General features: G+C 73.8%; 13 protein-coding genes. 7 read left to right on the top strand and 6 right to left on the bottom strand.

Annotation, left to right across the window (positions count from 1 at the left end; all coding sequences use genetic code 11):
* Position 1: 1 nt before the first annotated feature.
* Complete coding sequence (locus JQN83_RS25785) at positions 2 to 1,060, bottom strand: AAA family ATPase (protein ID WP_208569744.1); 1,059 nt, start codon at positions 1,058 to 1,060, stop codon at positions 2 to 4.
* A gap of 498 nt (positions 1,061 to 1,558) precedes the next feature.
* On the opposite strand from JQN83_RS25785, the gene leuS reads away from it, so the two are divergent.
* Positions 1,559 to 4,423, top strand: a complete 2,865-nt coding sequence (leuS, locus tag JQN83_RS25780; RefSeq protein ID WP_208569743.1) for a leucine--tRNA ligase — start codon at positions 1,559 to 1,561, stop codon at positions 4,421 to 4,423.
* A gap of 93 nt (positions 4,424 to 4,516) precedes the next feature.
* Here the strand turns inward: leuS and JQN83_RS25775 are convergent, their stop codons facing one another.
* Both JQN83_RS25775 and JQN83_RS25770 read right to left on the bottom strand, forming a co-directional pair.
* Positions 4,517 to 5,359, bottom strand: coding sequence for a hypothetical protein (locus JQN83_RS25775; protein ID WP_208569742.1), 843 nt, complete (start codon positions 5,357 to 5,359; stop codon positions 4,517 to 4,519).
* On the bottom strand, positions 5,356 to 6,267 hold the full coding sequence (locus JQN83_RS25770; protein WP_208569741.1) for an ABC transporter ATP-binding protein: 912 nt from the start codon (positions 6,265 to 6,267) through the stop codon (positions 5,356 to 5,358). The genes JQN83_RS25775 and JQN83_RS25770 overlap by 4 nt, the downstream gene beginning before the upstream one ends.
* Positions 6,268 to 6,399: 132 nt before the next feature.
* Between JQN83_RS25770 and JQN83_RS25765 the strand changes: the two genes are divergently transcribed.
* Entirely contained in the window at positions 6,400 to 7,635 is a 1,236-nt protein-coding gene (locus JQN83_RS25765; RefSeq protein WP_208569740.1) for a sensor histidine kinase, read from the top strand.
* Entirely contained in the window at positions 7,632 to 8,318 is a 687-nt protein-coding gene (locus tag JQN83_RS25760) for a response regulator (protein WP_208569739.1), read from the top strand. Before JQN83_RS25765 ends, JQN83_RS25760 begins: the two co-directional genes overlap by 4 nt.
* Before the next feature lie 72 nt (positions 8,319 to 8,390).
* Here JQN83_RS25760 and JQN83_RS25755 read toward each other — a convergent pair whose 3' ends face one another.
* Genes JQN83_RS25755 through JQN83_RS25745 form a run of 3 tightly spaced genes read right to left on the bottom strand, consistent with a single transcriptional unit; the run spans position 8,391 to position 11,051 of the window.
* Complete coding sequence (locus JQN83_RS25755; RefSeq protein ID WP_208569738.1) at positions 8,391 to 9,095, bottom strand: TVP38/TMEM64 family protein; 705 nt, start codon at positions 9,093 to 9,095, stop codon at positions 8,391 to 8,393.
* Entirely contained in the window at positions 9,092 to 9,814 is a 723-nt protein-coding gene (locus JQN83_RS25750; RefSeq protein ID WP_208569737.1) for a type 1 glutamine amidotransferase, read from the bottom strand. Before JQN83_RS25750 ends, JQN83_RS25755 begins: the two co-directional genes overlap by 4 nt.
* Positions 9,804 to 11,051, bottom strand: a complete 1,248-nt coding sequence (locus JQN83_RS25745; protein ID WP_208569768.1) for a MurT ligase domain-containing protein — start codon at positions 11,049 to 11,051, stop codon at positions 9,804 to 9,806. Before JQN83_RS25745 ends, JQN83_RS25750 begins: the two co-directional genes overlap by 11 nt.
* Positions 11,052 to 11,405: 354 nt before the next feature.
* On the opposite strand from JQN83_RS25745, the gene mraZ reads away from it, so the two are divergent.
* The 4 genes from mraZ to JQN83_RS25725 all read left to right on the top strand — a co-directional run bounded on the left by mraZ (position 11,406) and on the right by JQN83_RS25725 (position 16,115).
* Positions 11,406 to 11,837, top strand: coding sequence for a division/cell wall cluster transcriptional repressor MraZ (mraZ, locus tag JQN83_RS25740; protein WP_208569736.1), 432 nt, complete (start codon positions 11,406 to 11,408; stop codon positions 11,835 to 11,837).
* A gap of 209 nt (positions 11,838 to 12,046) precedes the next feature.
* Positions 12,047 to 13,156, top strand: a complete 1,110-nt coding sequence (gene rsmH, locus JQN83_RS25735) for a 16S rRNA (cytosine(1402)-N(4))-methyltransferase RsmH (RefSeq protein WP_208569767.1) — start codon at positions 12,047 to 12,049, stop codon at positions 13,154 to 13,156.
* On the top strand, positions 13,153 to 13,749 hold the full coding sequence (gene ftsL / locus JQN83_RS25730; protein ID WP_208569735.1) for a cell division protein FtsL: 597 nt from the start codon (positions 13,153 to 13,155) through the stop codon (positions 13,747 to 13,749). The genes rsmH and ftsL overlap by 4 nt, the downstream gene beginning before the upstream one ends.
* A gap of 374 nt (positions 13,750 to 14,123) precedes the next feature.
* Complete coding sequence (locus tag JQN83_RS25725) at positions 14,124 to 16,115, top strand: peptidoglycan D,D-transpeptidase FtsI family protein (protein WP_372444133.1); 1,992 nt, start codon at positions 14,124 to 14,126, stop codon at positions 16,113 to 16,115.
* Positions 16,116 to 16,133: the final 18 nt, after the last annotated feature.

The following is a 16,133-nucleotide window of genomic DNA, read 5'->3' as shown; positions in this document are numbered from 1 at the left end:
GTCACGGCCTCCGCGGCTCGAACGGCGGGCGGCCGTTGCCGGCGGCGGGGCGGGGGGTGTCGTACCCGGTGGGACGCTTGCGGTCCGGCGGCAGGGCCAGCCGGTGCACCAGCTCGGCGACGATCGCGTCGGTGGTGCGGCGGGCCAGCTGGGCGTCGGCGGTGGGGATGATCCGGTGGGCCAGCACCGGCACCGCGAGCGCCTGGAGGTCGTCGGGCAGCACGTAGTCGCGGCCCTCCAGGGCGGCCACCGCGCGGGCGGTGCGCAACAGTTGCAGGGTGGCCCGGGGGGACGCGCCCAGCCGCAGGTCGGGGGCCTCCCGGGTGGCGGTGACCAGGTCGACGGCGTACTGCTTGACGGCGTCGGCGACGTGCACGTTACGCACGGTGGCGATCAGGCGGCGTACCGTGTCGGCGTCGGAGACGGGCCGCAGCTCCTGGAGCGGGTCGGCCGCGCCGTGCCCGTCCAGCATGGCCAGCTCGGCCTCCGGGCCCGGGTAGCCCATCGCGATGCGGGCGGTGAACCGGTCCCGCTGCGCCTCGGGGAGGGGGTACGTCCCCTCCATCTCGATCGGGTTCTGGGTGGCGATCACCATGAACGGGGTCTGGAGCTGGTAGGTCACCCCGTCGACGGTGACCTGACGCTCCTCCATGCACTCCAGCAGGGCGGACTGCGTCTTGGGGGAGGCCCGGTTGATCTCGTCGCCGACCACCAGGTTGGCGAAGACCGCACCGGGGCGGAACTCGAAGTCGTGCGTCTCCTGGTTGTAGACGCTGACCCCGGTGACGTCGCTGGGCAGCAGGTCGGGGGTGAACTGGATGCGCCGCACCGAGCAGTCGATGGACCGGGCGAGCGCCTTGGCCAGCTTGGTCTTGCCGACTCCTGGGACGTCCTCGATCAGCAGGTGACCCTCGGCGAGCAGGACGGCCAGGGCGAGCCGCACGGTGGCTGTCTTGCCCTCGATGACCTGCTCGATGTTGGCCACGACGGCCTCACTGGCGGCGCGGAACTCGTCGTGCGGCAGCACGCCGCCCACCTCGTCCCAGGTCTGTTGTGTCACGGGCCTTCTCCTCGTCGCGACGGCAGCTCGGTAAAGAGCACCTGGACCCGTCGTTCGGTTCGCAACGGGAAGCCTCGTCTGCCGCAGGAATCGCACTGGTCTCTCAGGCTAACCATGTTTACGGTGAACGCCGAACCCTGCCGGAAGTCGGCCGGTCACACAGCGGATATTCGTCAGGTCGGGGGACCCGACGCGGCCGGGTGCTCACGGAAGGTGACCGTCGGGGCGGGTGCGGTCCCCGGCCGACGGCTGCCAGGGGGTAGACTGCGGGACATGAGCGCAGTCTCCCTGCTTCTTACCGGGCCGTGCTGATGCGCTGACGCGCGACAGCACGGCGGCCCCTCCTGTGCGAGGGGCTTTTTCGTGCCCGCGGCAGGGTCCTGCGGGCCCGACGCTCCCCAGATCCGACACGACCGCGCCGGTCCCGCCCGAGGGCACCGGTCCCCGATGATCGCGTCAGTGCGACACGACCGCGATGACCGCGCCAAGGAGTTAGGTATGAGTGAGGCAGCCGCACCGGCGGGCGACATCCCCCCGTTCCGGTACACCGCGGCCATGGCCGACGAGATCGAGCGTCGGTGGCAGGACACCTGGGAGCGGGAGGGCACCTTCCACGCCCCGAACCCGACCGGTCCGCTGGCCGACCCCGGTCACCCGCGGGCGGGCGCGGAGAAGCTGTACGTGCTGGACATGTTCCCGTACCCGTCCGGGGCGGGGCTGCACGTCGGCCACCCGCTGGGCTACATCGGCACCGACTGCTTCGCCCGCTACCAGCGGATGGCCGGGCGCAACGTGCTGCACGCGATGGGCTTCGACGCGTTCGGCCTGCCCGCCGAGCAGTACGCGGTGCAGACCGGCACCCACCCCCGCACGACCACCGTGGCCAACATCGAGCGGTACAAGGCGCAGCTGCGCCGGCTGGGGCTGGCCCACGACGAGCGGCGTTCGGTGGCCACCATCGACACCGACTTCTACCGGTGGACCCAGTGGATCTTCCTGCAGGTCTTCAACTCCTGGTACGACGCCGACGCCCGCAAGGCCCGGCCGATCGCCGAGCTGACCGCCGAGTTCGCCGCCGGTGACCGGCCCACCCCCGACGGTCGGGCCTGGGCCGAGCTGAGCCCGGCCGAGCAGCGGCGGATCGTCGACGACCACCGGCTGGCGTACGTCTCGCAGGCGCCGGTGAACTGGTGCCCGGGGCTGGGCACCGTGCTGGCCAACGAGGAGGTCACCGCCGACGGCCGTTCCGACCGGGGCAACTTCCCCGTCTTCAAGCGCAACCTGAAGCAGTGGATGATGCGGATCACCGCGTACGGTGACCGGCTGCTGGACGACCTGGACACGCTGGACTGGCCCGAGTCGATCAAGCTGCAGCAGCGCAACTGGATCGGCCGTTCGACAGGTGCGCACATCGACTTCCCGACCGGGACCACTGATTCCGGTGTCGCGGGCGGAGCCCGCATCAGGGTCTTCACCACCCGGCCGGACACCATCTTCGGGGCCACCTACCTGGTGCTGGCCCCCGAGCACGAGCTGGTCGACGCGCTGACGCCGGCCGTCTGGCCGGCCGGGACCCGGGACGCCTGGACCGGTGGGCACGCCGGCCCCCGGGAGGCCGTCGAGGCGTACCGGAAGGCGGCGGCGGCCAAGACCGACGTGGAGCGGCAGGCCGACACCAAGGAGAAGACCGGCGTCTTCGTCGGCGCGTACGCCACCCACCCGGTCACCGGTGGGCAGATCCCGATCTTCATCGCCGACTACGTGCTGGCCGGCTACGGCACCGGCGCGATCATGGCGGTGCCCGCCCAGGACGAGCGGGACTGGGCCTTCGCCGAGGTCTTCGAGCTGCCGATCGTGCGGACCGTGCAGCCGGCCGACGGGTTCGACGGGAAGGCGTACACCGGGGACGGGCCGGCGATCAACAGCGCCGCGCCCGAGCGCGGCCTGGACCTGGACGGGCTGGGGGTGGCCGACGCCAAGGCGGCGACCATCGCCTGGCTGGAGGCCAACGGCCACGGCGTCGGCGCGGTCACCTGGCGGCTGCGGGACTGGCTGTTCTCCCGGCAGCGCTACTGGGGCGAGCCGTTCCCGATCGTCTACGACGCCACCGGCGCGGCCATCGCCCTGCCCGAGGAGATGCTGCCGGTCGAGCTGCCCGAGGTGGACGACTTCTCGCCGAAGACGTTCGACCCGGACGACGCCGACAGCAACCCGGAGACCCCGCTGTCGCGGCGGCGCGACTGGGTCGAGGTGGAGCTGGACCTGGGCGACGGGCCCCAGCGGTACACCCGGGAGACCAACGTGATGCCGCAGTGGGCCGGCTCCTGCTGGTACGAGCTGCGCTACCTGGACCCGACCAACGCCGCACACTTCGTCGACCCGGAGAACGAGGCGTACTGGATGGGCCCGCGCGCCGAGGGTGACTGCGGGGGCACCGACCTGTACGTCGGGGGTGCCGAGCACGCCGTGCTGCACCTGCTGTACGCCCGGTTCTGGCACAAGGTGCTGTACGACCTGGGGCACGTGTCGTCGTTCGAGCCGTTCCGCAAGCTGTTCAACCAGGGCATGATCCAGGCGTACGCCTTCCGCGACTCCCGGGGCACCCCGGTGCCGGCCGAGGAGGTCGTCGAGGTCGACGGCCGCTGGATGCACGGCGAGCAGGAGGTGACCCGCGAGTACGGCAAGATGGGCAAGTCGCTGCGCAACGTGGTCACCCCGGACGACATGTGCGCGGCCTACGGCGCGGACACCTTCCGGGTGTACGAGATGTCGATGGGCCCGCTGGAGGTGTCCCGCCCGTGGGAGACCCGGGCGGTGGTCGGGTCGTACCGGTTCCTGCAACGGGTGTGGCGGGCCGTGGTCGACGAGCAGACCGGCACGCTGCGGGTCACCGACGCGCCGGCCGACACCGAGACCCGCCGGCTGCTGCACCGGGTGGTCGACGGGGTCCGGACCGACATGGAGGGCATCCGGTTCAACACCGCGATCGCCAAGCTGATCGAGCTGACCAACGCGGTGACCCGGCTCGAACAGACCCCCCGTGAGGTGGCCGAGCCGCTGGTGCTGATGCTGGCCCCGTTCGCCCCGCACGTGGCCGAGGAGCTGTGGCGGATGCTGGGCCACGACACCTCCCTGGCGTACGCGGACTTCCCGACCGCCGACCCGGCGCTGCTGGTCGCCGACACGGTCACCTACCCGGTGCAGGTCAACGGCAAGGTCCGGGGCCGGGTCGAGGTGCCCGCCGACGCGCCGCAGGAGGCCGTCCGGGCGGCGGCCCTGGAGGCGGTCGCGTCCGCGCTGGCCGGCAAGGAACCCCGCAAGGTCATCGTGGTGCCGGGCCGGCTGGTCTCGGTCGTCGCCTGACCTGTCGGAAGGGCCCCTCGTCGACGCTTCAGGCGGCGCGAGGGGCCCTTCCCACCGGCCCGCCCGGCGTGCCGCTGCGGACCGTGGGGCCGGTCAGGGTTCGCGGCGGTGCACGACCAGCGCGGCCACCAGGGTGGCGACGACCGGCCAGGCGGCGAGGGCCACCCAGGAACCCGGGACCGTGGCAAGGTGCTCGTTGAACTGGATGTACGGGTTCGCGACGAGCCGTTCCCAGGCCGGCACCGGCAGGGCGTTGTGGATCGCGGCCGTCCACCGGTTCTCCAGGTCGAAGGCCAGCGGCAGCAGGAGCAGTAGCCCCGTGGTCGCGACGATCGCCGGGGCGGTGTGCCGTAGCAACGCGCCGAAGCCCAGGCCGATGAGCGCGCAGACCGGCAGCAGCAGCGCCGAGGCGACGACCGCCCGCAACGCCCCGGGGTCGCCGAGCGACGCGCCGGCCCCCCGGTCGGCGAGGATGGCCTGCGACAACCCGAACGACACACCTGCGGTCAGCACCCCGACGACCAGCATGACCGTCGCCAACACCAGCACCTTGGCGGCGGCCACGGCGGACCGGGCCGGTACGGCGGCGAACGTCGTACGGATCTGGCCGCTGGCGTACTCACCGGCGATCGCCACCGCGCCGACCGCCCCGGCGGCGAGGATGACGAACAACCAACCCTCCTCGGGGAAGGCGTCGTGGATCGGGTCGAACGCGGCCTGCCGCTCCGCCGAGTAGCCCGGCCAGTTGTGGTGGTCGGCCAGGGCCGCCCGCACGCTGAACAGCATGGCCGACACCGCGATCAGCGCCATCGACCCGTAGGTGGAACGCAGCGACCACAGCTTGAGCCATTCGGAGGCGAGCAGGTCACGGAAGCGGGCGGCGGGCTCGACGGCCCGGCGGCCGGCGCCCCGGGCGGCCTCGGTCGAGGCGGTCACCGGTGTTCTCCCGCCCGGTAGTCGACGCGGTCGGCGGTGAGGTTCATGAACGCCTCCTCCAATGAGGTGGACCGGGTGATCAATTCGTGCACCGGGATGCCCCGGGTGAAGGCCAGGTCGCCGAGCGCCGTCGGGCTCAGGCCGGTCACCATGAGCGCCCCCTCGGGGGTCGTCCCGACGTCCGCGCCCACCTCGCGCACCGCGACGGTCAGTGCCGCCGGATCGGGCGTACGGACCACGACCTGCGTCTGGACGCTGCGGGCGGCGAACTCGGCCAGGCTCTCGTCGGCGATCAACTCGCCCCGGCCGATCACCACCAGGTGCTGGGCGGTCTGTTCCATCTCGCTCATCAGATGGCTGGAGACGAGGACGGTCCGGCCCTCGGCGGCGAGCCGCCGGAACAGTTCACGCACCCAGCGCACCCCCGCCGGGTCGAGCCCGTTGAACGGCTCGTCGAACAGCAGCGTCGGCGGATCGCCCAGCAGCGCGGCGGCGATACCGAGCCGCTGCTTCATGCCGAGCGAGAAACCACCGATCCGGCGTCCGGCGACGCCGGTCAGGCCCACCTCGCCCAGCACCTCGTCGACCCGCGACCGGCCGATGGCGTTGCTGGCGGCCAGCGCCCGCAGGTGCGAGCGGGCGCTGCGCCCGCCGTGCACGTCGCCCGCGTCGAGCAGCGCGCCGACGTGCCGCAACCCGCGCCGGCGTGCGGCGAACCGCTGCCCGTCGATCAGGGTGCTGCCGCTGGTCGGGCGGTGCAGGCCGAGCAGCAACCGGAGGGTGGTGGACTTGCCGGCGCCGTTCGGCCCGAGGAACCCGGTCACGTGTCCGGGTCGGACGGTGAGGGTCAGCCGGTCCACGGCAGTGGTCCGGCCGTACCGCTTGGTGAGGTCACGTATCTCGATCACGGGTTCGACGCTGCCGGACGGTGGCCGACCGGGCGTCGTACCGCCGGCCACTTCGGGCCCCGCGGGCTAGGCCCCGGGGCGTACGCCCGCCGGCTGATGACCACCCGGCCGCCCGCTGGCTACGGTGTGCCCATGCGTGCCGTCACCGCCCGTCCGGACCCCGTCGCCCGCCGGGTGCGGACGGTCCTCGTCTGGGCCGGGGTGGGCCTGCTCCCGGTCGTGGTGCTGCTCGCGTCGACCGTCGGCACGGGCGGTCCGCTCCTGCCGGTCCCCACCCCCGACGGGAGCGTGCCGGGGATTCCGCTGCGTTATCTCGCGCCGGCGCTGGTGGTGCTGCTGCCCGCCGCGCTGCTGGGACGTCGTCCGCTGCTCGCGCTGGGGCTGGCCCTCGTCGGGGCCTGCACGGTGACCGTGGCGACGAACGCGTGGGAGAACGGCTACCTGTCCGCCGTCTGGTACCTGCAGTTCCTCGTCGTCGATGCGATGGTGGGGCTGGTCGCGGCACGCTTCCCGGGCCGGATCGCGGTCCCCGCCGCCGCCGTGGTGCTCGTGCTGCAGGTCACTGCGGGTTTCGCCAACTCGGCCACCGGCCCGGTCGACCGGGCCACCAGTTCGGTGCTGCTGGTGGTCGCCGCCGTGGTGGCCGGCGGCGCGGCGCGGGCCCGCCGCCGGCACGCCGAGGAGTCACGTGCGCACGCCGCCGTCGAGGCGGTCACCGCGGAGCGGCTGCGGATCGCCCGGGAGGTGCACGACATGGTGGCGCACAGCATCGGCGTCATCGCCATCCAGGCGGGTGTCGGAGCCCGGGTCATCGAGACCCAGCCGGGACAGGCCCGGGCCGCACTCGCCGCCATCGAGCAGACCAGCCGGGACACGCTGACCGGGCTGCGGCGTACCGTCGGCGCGCTGCGTCACCCGCAGCAGGCGGCGGCGTCGCTCGACCCGCCGCCCGGTCTGGCGGACCTGGACCGGCTGGTCGACGTCGCCGCCGACGCGGGGGTCCGGGTGGCGGTACGCCGGGAGGGCCCGCCCCGACAGCTGCCCGGGGAGGTCGACCTCGCCGCCTACCGGATCGTGCAGGAGGCGCTGACGAACGTCGTCCGGCACGCCGACGTCGACCGGTGTCAGGTCACCCTCGGCTACCTGCCGGACGGGCTCCGCGTCGAGGTGGTCGACGCGGGCCGGGGCGCTCCGCCCGGCGGTGCGGGTGCGGGGCACGGGATCGTCGGCATGCGGGAACGGGTGACGCTGCTCGGGGGCCGGTTCGCCGCCGGGTCGCGCCCGGAGGGCGGTTTCCGGGTCGCCGCCCGCCTGCCGGCCGACGACGGACGGGCCAGCGTCGAGATGCCCGCCGGGGCCGACGGGTGAGCATCCGGGTCCTGCTCGTCGACGACCAGCCGCTGGTCCGCGCCGGTCTGCGGGTGCTGATCGCCGACGCACCCGACATCGAGGTGGTCGGTGAGGCCGGCACCGGCGCGGAGGCGGTCCGGCTGGCCCGGGACGTGGTGCCCGACGTGGTGCTGATGGACCTGCGGATGCCCGGGACCGACGGCATCACCGCCACCCGGGCGATCACCGCGGCCGGCGGCCCGCCCCGGGTGCTGGTGCTGACCACGTTCGACGACGACGCGCACGTGCACGGCGCACTGCGTGCCGGGGCGAGCGGATTCCTGGTCAAGGACATGGCCCTGGACGACATCCTCGGCGCGGTCCGGGTGGTCGCCGCCGGTGACGCCCTCATCGCACCGGCGGTGACCCGCCGGCTGATCGCCGAATTCGCCCGCCGCCCCGACCGGGCCGCCCACCCGCGCGCCCTGCCCGGGGTGACCGAGCGGGAACGCGAGGTGCTGACCCTGGTCGGTCGGGGGCTGTCCAACACGGAGATCGCCGCGCACCTGTTCATCAGCGCGGCCACCGCCAAGGCCCACGTGGCCCGGCTGTTCACCAAGCTCGGCGCACGGGACCGGGTGCACCTGGTCATCGCCGCCTACGAGGCCGGGCTGGTCAACCCCGCGCACCGGGACGACCGTGACGCGCAACGGGGTCCCTGACCCGCCGGGGCGACGGCACGCCACCGGCCGGCCCGTCCGGCGTCAGCGCCGGTCCCCGACGCCGGTCGGGGGTCAGCCCGGGTCGAGCCGACGGCGGCGCTCCGCCCGCCACCACTGGTACGCCAGCACCGCGCTGGCGATCAGCCCGAGGCTGGCCGGGGCGGCGGCGTACCAGTTGATGCTGCCGGGGGAGCTGGCCGCCGCGCCGATGGCGGCGTAGCCGAAGGCGGTCGGGGCGGAGGCCAGCACGCTGCCGACCAGGAACGGCAGCACCCGCGCCCCGGTGGTGCCGTAGCCGTAGCTGACCAGGCCGAACCCGGCGATCGGCAGCATCCGTACGGTGATCACGCCCAGCACGCTCTGCCGGGCGAACCAGCCGTCGAGCCGGGCCAGCCGGCCGCGTACCCGCTCGGCGACGAACTCCCGCCCCAGCACCCGGCCGACGGCGAAGCCGAGCGCGGCGGCCAGCAGCGCCGCGCCGAGCGCGTACGCCGCCCCCTCCAAGGCACCGAAGACGGCCCCCGCCACGAGCGTGACGAACGTCCGGGGGACGAGCGCCACCAGCAGCAACGCCCCGACGACGATCCCGACGACCGGGGCGTACCCGCCGAGGGTGTCGGCCAGCCGGGGCAGCTCGCCGACGTCCGGCCGGGGTGCCACCAGCAGCACCGCCGCGAACCCGACGAGCATGACCAGCAGCAGGGCGAACCGCCGGGCGGACGGCTGACCGAGCGACCGCCGGGCGGCGGCGACCGCGGCCGCCCGACGGTGGGTCATGTCCGGGCGGCGGAGGCCACCGCGGCGCGGCGTTCGGAGCGGAGCCGGTCGGCCCAGGTGTCGTCCAGCGGGGGGAGCTGGTGCGCGCCGGTGGCCCAGCGCAGCAGCAGGTCGGCCAGGGCCGGGTTACGGGCCAGTGCCGGCCCGTGCGAGTAGGTGCCCAGCAGGCTGCCCCGCCAGGCCCCCTCGGTGACGCCGTCGTTGCCGACCCCGGCGCTGACCCGGGCCAGTGGCGACACACCGGGGCCGAGGTGGGTCCGGCCGCCGTGGTTCTCGAACCCGGACAGCGCCGGCACCCCCAGCCTCGGGTCGATCTCGCCGGCCAGCTCGCCGACCGCCCGGGTGGGACCCCGGTCGGAGGAGAGGTCGAGCAGCTCCAGCCCGGCGCACTTGGTGCCCTTGGCGAAGAAGGAGGTGCCGAGCAGTTGGTAGCCGGCGCAGACGCCGAAGACCACCGATCCCTGGGCGACGGCCCGGTGCAGGCCACCGTCGGCGAGCAGGCGCTGCGCGCCGAGTGCCTGCGGGCCGTCCTCGCCGCCGCCGATCAGGTAGATGTCGGCGGTGGCGGGCAACCGCTGGTCGGAGCGGACCTCCAGCACCTCGACCGGCATCCCGCGCTGCTGCGCCCGGCGGGCCAGGATCAGCAGGTTGCCCCGGTCGCCGTAGGTGGAGAGCAGGTCGGGGTAGATCCAGACGATACGCAGGCTCTCAGTTGACACGGTCCAACTCCGCTCGGATGTCCTGGAAGGCGGTGTAGTTCGCGATGACCTCCAGCCGGCCCGGCGGCACCGCCCGGACCGCCTCGCCGAACGCCCGGACGTGCTGGAACGGCACCCCGTTGACGTCGAGCCGGACCGCCAGGTCGTACGCCCGGTCACCGGTGATGAGGACCTGCCGGCCGCGCAGCGGGGCGAAGTCGACGTCGAACAGCCAGGAGGTGTCCAGCCCGTCGGGGTCGCGGGCGTTGATGGACAGCAGGGTCGGTGCCTCGTCGGCCATGTCGAACGCCTCCAGCCAGCTGGCCGGGTTCTTCGCCAGCAGCAGCCGGATGTTGCGGCCGTCCCGGTCGACCTGGGCGTACCGGCCGGCGACCGAGCTGACCGTGTGCAGCCGGGAGACCGCGTCGACGGGGCGTACCCCGAACTCGGCGGCGACGGCGAGGGCGGTGGCCGCGTTGCCGAGGTTGACCTTGCCGGGGAGTTGGAGGGTCACCTTGTGCCAGGCCCCGGTGGGGTCGAGCACACCGTCGTCCTCCACCGTCCACTGGGCGTCCGGGCGGCGCAGCGGGCAGCCGGTGCACCACCACTGCTCGCCGGAGCGCTGGATGGTGGAGCCGCACTCCGGGCAGACCCAGGAGTCGTCGTGCCAGCGCTGGCCCGCGCTGAACCAGGTGACGTGCGGCGGGCGGACGCCCCGGGCGGGGTCGGCCGGCGGGGTCGCCGCCCAGACCACCATCGGGTCGTCGGCGTTGGCCACCACCCGCACGTCGGTGTGCCGGATCAGGGCGGCCCGCCAGAGCTGCGCCATCATGGCCACCTCCTTGGCCCGGTCGAGCTGGTCGCGGGAGAGGTTGAGCAGGGCCACCACGTGCGGCTCGGTGGCCTCCAGCACCTGCGCGAGGTAGTGCTCGTCGACCTCCAGCACCGCGTACGGGGTGCTGCCGGCCTTGGCCAGCGCCGAGGTGTGCCCGGTGGGCATGTTGGCGCCGAAGGAGTTGGTGGCGACCCGGCCGAGCACGCCGACGGCGGCGGCGCTGAGTCGGGTGGTGGTGGTCTTGCCGTTGGTGCCGGAGATCAGCGCGATGGCGCGACCGGCCGAGAGGTGGGCCAGCAGGTCCGGGTCGATCTTCAGCCCGATCCACCCGCCGATCACCGAGCCGTCGCCCCGGCCGGCGGCGCGCGACAGCGCCGCGGCGGTCCTCGACACGGAGCTGGCCACCTTCGCCCGCAGGGGCATCTTCGCGTCTGTCACGCGAGCGAGGTTACCGGACCTCCGCGCCCGCCAGATCGCCGCCGACGGCGAACCGTTCGGTCGGGGTGGGCCGGGCGTCCGGTCGGGGAGCGCTCCACCGGACGGAGTCGATCAATGTCGGGTAGCGGACGCGGCGCGGGGGCGGCTCGGCCCTCCACTTCGCTCCACCGGCTCTGACGTGCGGTTTTAGCCCCGCCGGCGACGCGCCGGGCGGGCGATTCTGGTTGCAGGTGGAGGGAAGTGGAGTAGAGTGGGGCGCATTGGTGAGGCCGGGAGGGCCCACCGGCCCAGGGGGTCAGCGGCGCCGCGAACGCCGCTCAGGGCGAGGGGGTTGGGCCGATGTTCCTCGGCACCCACACTCCGCGCCTGGACGAAAAGGGTCGGTTGATCCTTCCGGCCAAGTTCCGGGACGAACTGGCGGGGGGTGTCGTGATCACCAAAGGACAGGATCGCTGTCTCTACGTCTTCCCCACGCCCGAGTTCCAGCGGATCGCCGAGCAGTTGCGCGCGCAGCCGATGACGAACAAGGCGGCCCGGGCCTACAGCCGGGTCTTCTTCGCCAGCGCGCACGACGAGGTCCCCGACAAGCAGGGCCGGGTCACCATCCCGGCCCACCTGCGGTCCTATGCCGCGCTCGACCGGGATCTGGTGGTGATCGGGGCGTCCACCCGGGTGGAGATCTGGGACCGGGCGGCCTGGGAGAGCTACCTCGCCGACAGCGAAGACGACTTCGCCGACATCGAGGAGGGGGTGCTGCCCGGCGGTCTGTAGGGCGTGGCGACGCCCGACGTACTGCGAGATCTCCAGCCGCTTTCGAGTTCCTGGCGCCCCTTCCCCGGTGCCAGGGGCACGATCTCCACCCCGGGTCGGTGACCCGGAGCCGGAGCGGGAGCGGATGGGGATCTGGCGGTACGACGGTACGGCGTCGTCCGACGAGCAGAGCGCGACACGACGAGACTTATTCCACAGTGGGGGTCGACATGGGGGAGCTGCGCGGCACGCACGTGCCGGTGCTGCTCGAGCGGTGCCTCGAGCTGCTGGCCCCCGCGCTGGACCGGGGCGGCCGTACGGTCCACGTCGATGCCACGCTGGGTCTGGCCGGGCACGCCGAGGCGGTGCTGCAACGGCACCCGCACACGGTGCTGATCGGCCTGGACCGGGACACCGAGGCCCTGGCGCACGCCCGGGTCCGGCTGGCCCGGTTCGCCGACCGGATCCACCTGGAGCACGCCGTCTATGACGAGCTGCCCGAGGTGGTGGCGCGGTTGGGCTATCCGGGCATCGACTCGGTGCTGTTCGACCTGGGCGTCTCCTCACTGCAACTCGACGCGCCCGACCGCGGGTTCGCCTACGCCCAGGACGCGCCCCTGGACATGCGGATGGACCAGACCGGGGGGGTGACCGCCGAGGAGGTGGTCAACAGCTACTCCCACCCGGACCTGGCCCGGGTGTTGCGGGTCTACGGCGAGGAGAAGTTCGCCGGCCGGATCGCCTCGGCGATCCTGCGGGAGCGGGAGCGGGGCCGGATCACCTCGTCGGCCCGGTTGGCCGAGCTGGTCAGGGAGAGCATTCCGGCACCAGCGCGACGAACCGGGGGACACCCGGCCAAGAGAACGTTTCAGGCTTTACGGATCGAGGTAAACAGGGAACTGGTGGTGCTGGAGACGGCGCTGCCGGCTGCCCTCGACACGCTCAACGTGGGCGGCCGCATGGTGGTCCTGTCCTACCACTCGTTGGAGGACCGGCTCACCAAGCAGGCGCTCGCCGACCGGGTCCGCAGTAAGGGCCCGGTCGACCTCCCGGTGGAACTACCCGGGTCGGGTCCGACGTTCCGGCTGCTCAGCCGGGGTGCCGAACTCGCCGGGGAGGCCGAGGTCACCGCGAACCCGCGGGCCGCATCCGTGCGGTTGCGGGCGGCGGAGCGACTCGACCCGACCACCGGGCAGCAGGGGCGGACCGACCGCGAACGGTCCCGCCGACGGGTCAGGGCGATGCACCAACCGGGCACGGGGTCGACGCCGGGTTCCACAGTGGATGACGGGGCGACGCCGGGGGACGGCAGGACGGACGAACAGGGGGAGGGGACATGAACGTCAACAAGCGTGACGACCGCGACGCGGTCGTCGGGCAGCGCGCACCGCGGTCGGGGGGCCGGACCACGGCGCAGCGCACGACCCGTACCACGATGCCGGCGGACCTCGCCGGTCGAGCGGGGGAGGCTCGCCGGGGGGCGCGCGAGTTCCCCACCCAGGGCAGCGCCGCGCTGCGGCCGGCCGAGCAGCCGGCCACCCGGGCCACCGGCACCGGTTCACCCCGGCTGCGGGTGGCGCCGCCGCCGCCGGTCCGGGTGCCCCGGGCGCCGTTCGCGGCACTGATCGTGGTGCTGGTGGTCGGTGGGGTGCTGGGCATCCTCGCCGTCAACACCAAGATCAACGAGAACGCGTTCCGGCTCCAGCAGCTCCAGCAGCAGCAGGCCCGCCTCGACGTCGACCAGCAGCAGCTGGAGAAGCAGATCGAGGAGGCCAAGGAGCCGGGCAACCTGACCGCCGAGGCCCGCAAGCTGGGCCTGGTGGAGGCCGGCGAACCGGCGTACATCCGGCTGCCGGACGGTCGGCTGATCGGGGTGCCGCAGCCGGCCGACGGACAGCCGGCGATCACCAGCCAGCAGGGCAACGGGGGGTAACACCCGTGCCACCCAGATCCGACGAACCGCGCCGGGACGCCACGGGCTCCCGGCGCGGATCGGTTCGTGGTGGGGCCGCCCGGGGCGGCGAGCCACGCCCGCCGGAGCCCCGCACACCAGAACCACGGACCCCGCAGTCGCGCACCGGCGAACCCCCGGCCACCGGACCCCGGGCCGGTGAACCCCGGGGACAGGGCCGGTCCGGGGACGCCCGCACCGGGCAGCCCCGCGCCGGGGACGGCGGGGGGATCTCCGACGCGCGGGCGTACACCCCCCGGGGGCGGACCATCCGGGAGAGCAGCGACGAACGGGGCGGGCAACGGCGTACCCCCCGGGCCGGCCGCTCCGGCGACCCGTTCCGGCCCGCCCTCCAGGTGCTCGACGGCGGCCGGGCCGCCGCCAACCGGGCCGGCCGCCGGGAGGCCGCCCCGACCGGGCGCACCGGGGTCATCCGGACCGTGCCGGCCACGGCCGCCCCCGACGACGACGAGTTCGCCGATCCGCCCGCGCCACGCCGCCGCCCCGGCCGCACCACCCCGCGCCGCACCGACACACCCGGCCGGGGTGCCCCCCGCCGGACCGAGGCACCCCGGCGCACCGACCGGCCCGCCGGCCGGCGACCGGTGCGCAAGCCGCGTCGCCCGCCGAAGCTGGCCGAACCGCGACGCCGGCTGCGGCTGGGCACCGCGCTCGTGCTGGCGGTCTTCGCCGTGATCGGCATCCGGCTGGTCGTCCTGCAGGCCGTGGACACCCCGGCGTACGCCGGCGGTGGCGTCGGCAACCGGCTCAGCCGGGTCGAACTGCCGGCTCCGCGCGGGTCGATCGAGGACCGCAACGGCGCCCCGCTGGCCCGCAGCGTCGAGGCGCGGTACGTCTTCGTCGACCCCACCCTGGTCAAGGACCGCACGGAGACCGCGAAGCTGCTCTCCCCGCTGCTCGGCATTCCCGTCTCCGAGCTGGCCGAGAAGATGAAGCGCCAGGGCGGGCTCCAGTTCCGTTATCTGGCCCGGGGCGTCGACATCGCCCAGGCCAAGCAGATCGAGGCGCTCGAACTGGCCGGCATCGGCACCCACCGTGACGAGCGCCGCGAGGTGCCCGGCGGTGACCTGGCCGCCAACCTGGTCGGCTTCACCAGCCCGGACATGGACGGCCTGGAGGGGCTGGAGGCCCGCTACGACGACGTGCTGCGCGGGCAGGACGGCCGGTGGGTCTACGAGGCCGGCGCGGGCGACCTGGACGCGCCCATCCCCGGCGGCTACAGCCAGACCACCGCCCCCAGGCCGGGCAGCTCGCTGGTGCTCACCACCGACCGGGACCTCCAGTTCCAGGTGCAGCAGATCCTCAGCCGGCAGATGGCGCAGACCCGGGGCGCGATCGGCGCGGCCGTGGTGCTCGACGTCAAGACCAGTGAGGTGCTGGCCCAGGCGAGCAACCCGACCTACAACGCGGCGTCACCGGAGCAGAGCCGGCCCACCGACCGGGAGGACGCGGCCACCAGTTTCGTGGTCGACCCGGGTTCGGTGCACAAGGCGATCACCTACGGCGCGGCGTTGCAGGAGGGCGTCATCACCCCGGACAGCGCCTGGCCGGTCGCCAACACCGTCACCCGGGGCGGGGTGACCTTCCGCGACACCCACCCGGCCGAGGGCAAGAAGTTGAGCGTGGCCGGGATGCTTGCCTACTCGTCAAACGTCGGCACCATCGAGATCGGCGACCGGCTCGGCCCGGACCGGCTGATCGACTACCAGAAGCGGTTCGGGTTGGGGCAGCCCACCGGCGAGGGGATGCCCGGCGAGGCGTCCGGGCGGCTGCTCCCGGCCGACCAGTGGAGCGGCTCGTCCTACGGCTCGGTGCCGATCGGGCACAGCGTCGACGCCACCCCGCTGCAGATGGCCGCCGCGTACGCCACGATCGCCAACGACGGCACCTACGTCCAGCCGCACCTGATCAAGGAGGTGGTCGGGGCGGACGGCAAACGCACCCCGGCCGCCGCCCCGGTCACCCGTTCGGTGCTCAGCCCGAGCAACGCCGCCGCGCTGCGTACCCTGCTGGAGGCGGTCACCACCGTCGACGGCGCGACCGGCCTGGCCGCCGCCGTGCCCGGCTACCGGATCGCCGGCAAGACCGGCACCGGGCTGCGCTACGTCAACGGCAAGCAGCAACCCGGCGAGGTCGGCTCGTTCATCGGGATGGCCCCCGCCGAAGCACCCCGGTACGTGGTGGCGGTCTTCGTGTGGAACCCCGAGGGCGGTGGCGGCGCGGTCGTCGCCCCGGCGTTCCGCGAGATGATGGGCTTCACGCTGCGTCACTACCGGGTCCCGCCGTCGCGCGGGAAATCTCCTAACTTCGAGGTCTTTCCGCGCTGACCGGGAACGGCGGGACAT

It is taken from the genome of Micromonospora antibiotica (genome assembly GCF_017599305.1).
Taxonomy (GTDB): domain Bacteria; phylum Actinomycetota; class Actinomycetes; order Mycobacteriales; family Micromonosporaceae; genus Micromonospora; species Micromonospora antibiotica.
The sequence above is the reverse complement of the archived record's forward strand: the minus strand, read 5'-3'. Positions and strand labels throughout refer to the sequence as shown.

Excerpts from the sequence above, each read along its gene's own strand:
- leuS (WP_208569743.1), top strand. The coding sequence starts at position 1,559 with ATGAGTGAGGCAGCCGCACCGGCGGGCGACATCCCCCCGTTCCGGTAC.
- JQN83_RS25765 (WP_208569740.1), top strand. The coding sequence starts at position 6,400 with ATGCGTGCCGTCACCGCCCGTCCGGACCCCGTCGCCCGCCGGGTGCGG.
- JQN83_RS25755 (WP_208569738.1), bottom strand. The coding sequence starts at position 9,095 with ATGACCCACCGTCGGGCGGCCGCGGTCGCCGCCGCCCGGCGGTCGCTC.
- JQN83_RS25745 (WP_208569768.1), bottom strand. The coding sequence starts at position 11,051 with ATGCCCCTGCGGGCGAAGGTGGCCAGCTCCGTGTCGAGGACCGCCGCG.
- mraZ (WP_208569736.1), top strand. The coding sequence starts at position 11,406 with ATGTTCCTCGGCACCCACACTCCGCGCCTGGACGAAAAGGGTCGGTTG.
- rsmH (WP_208569767.1), top strand. The coding sequence starts at position 12,047 with ATGGGGGAGCTGCGCGGCACGCACGTGCCGGTGCTGCTCGAGCGGTGC.
- ftsL (WP_208569735.1), top strand. The coding sequence starts at position 13,153 with ATGAACGTCAACAAGCGTGACGACCGCGACGCGGTCGTCGGGCAGCGC.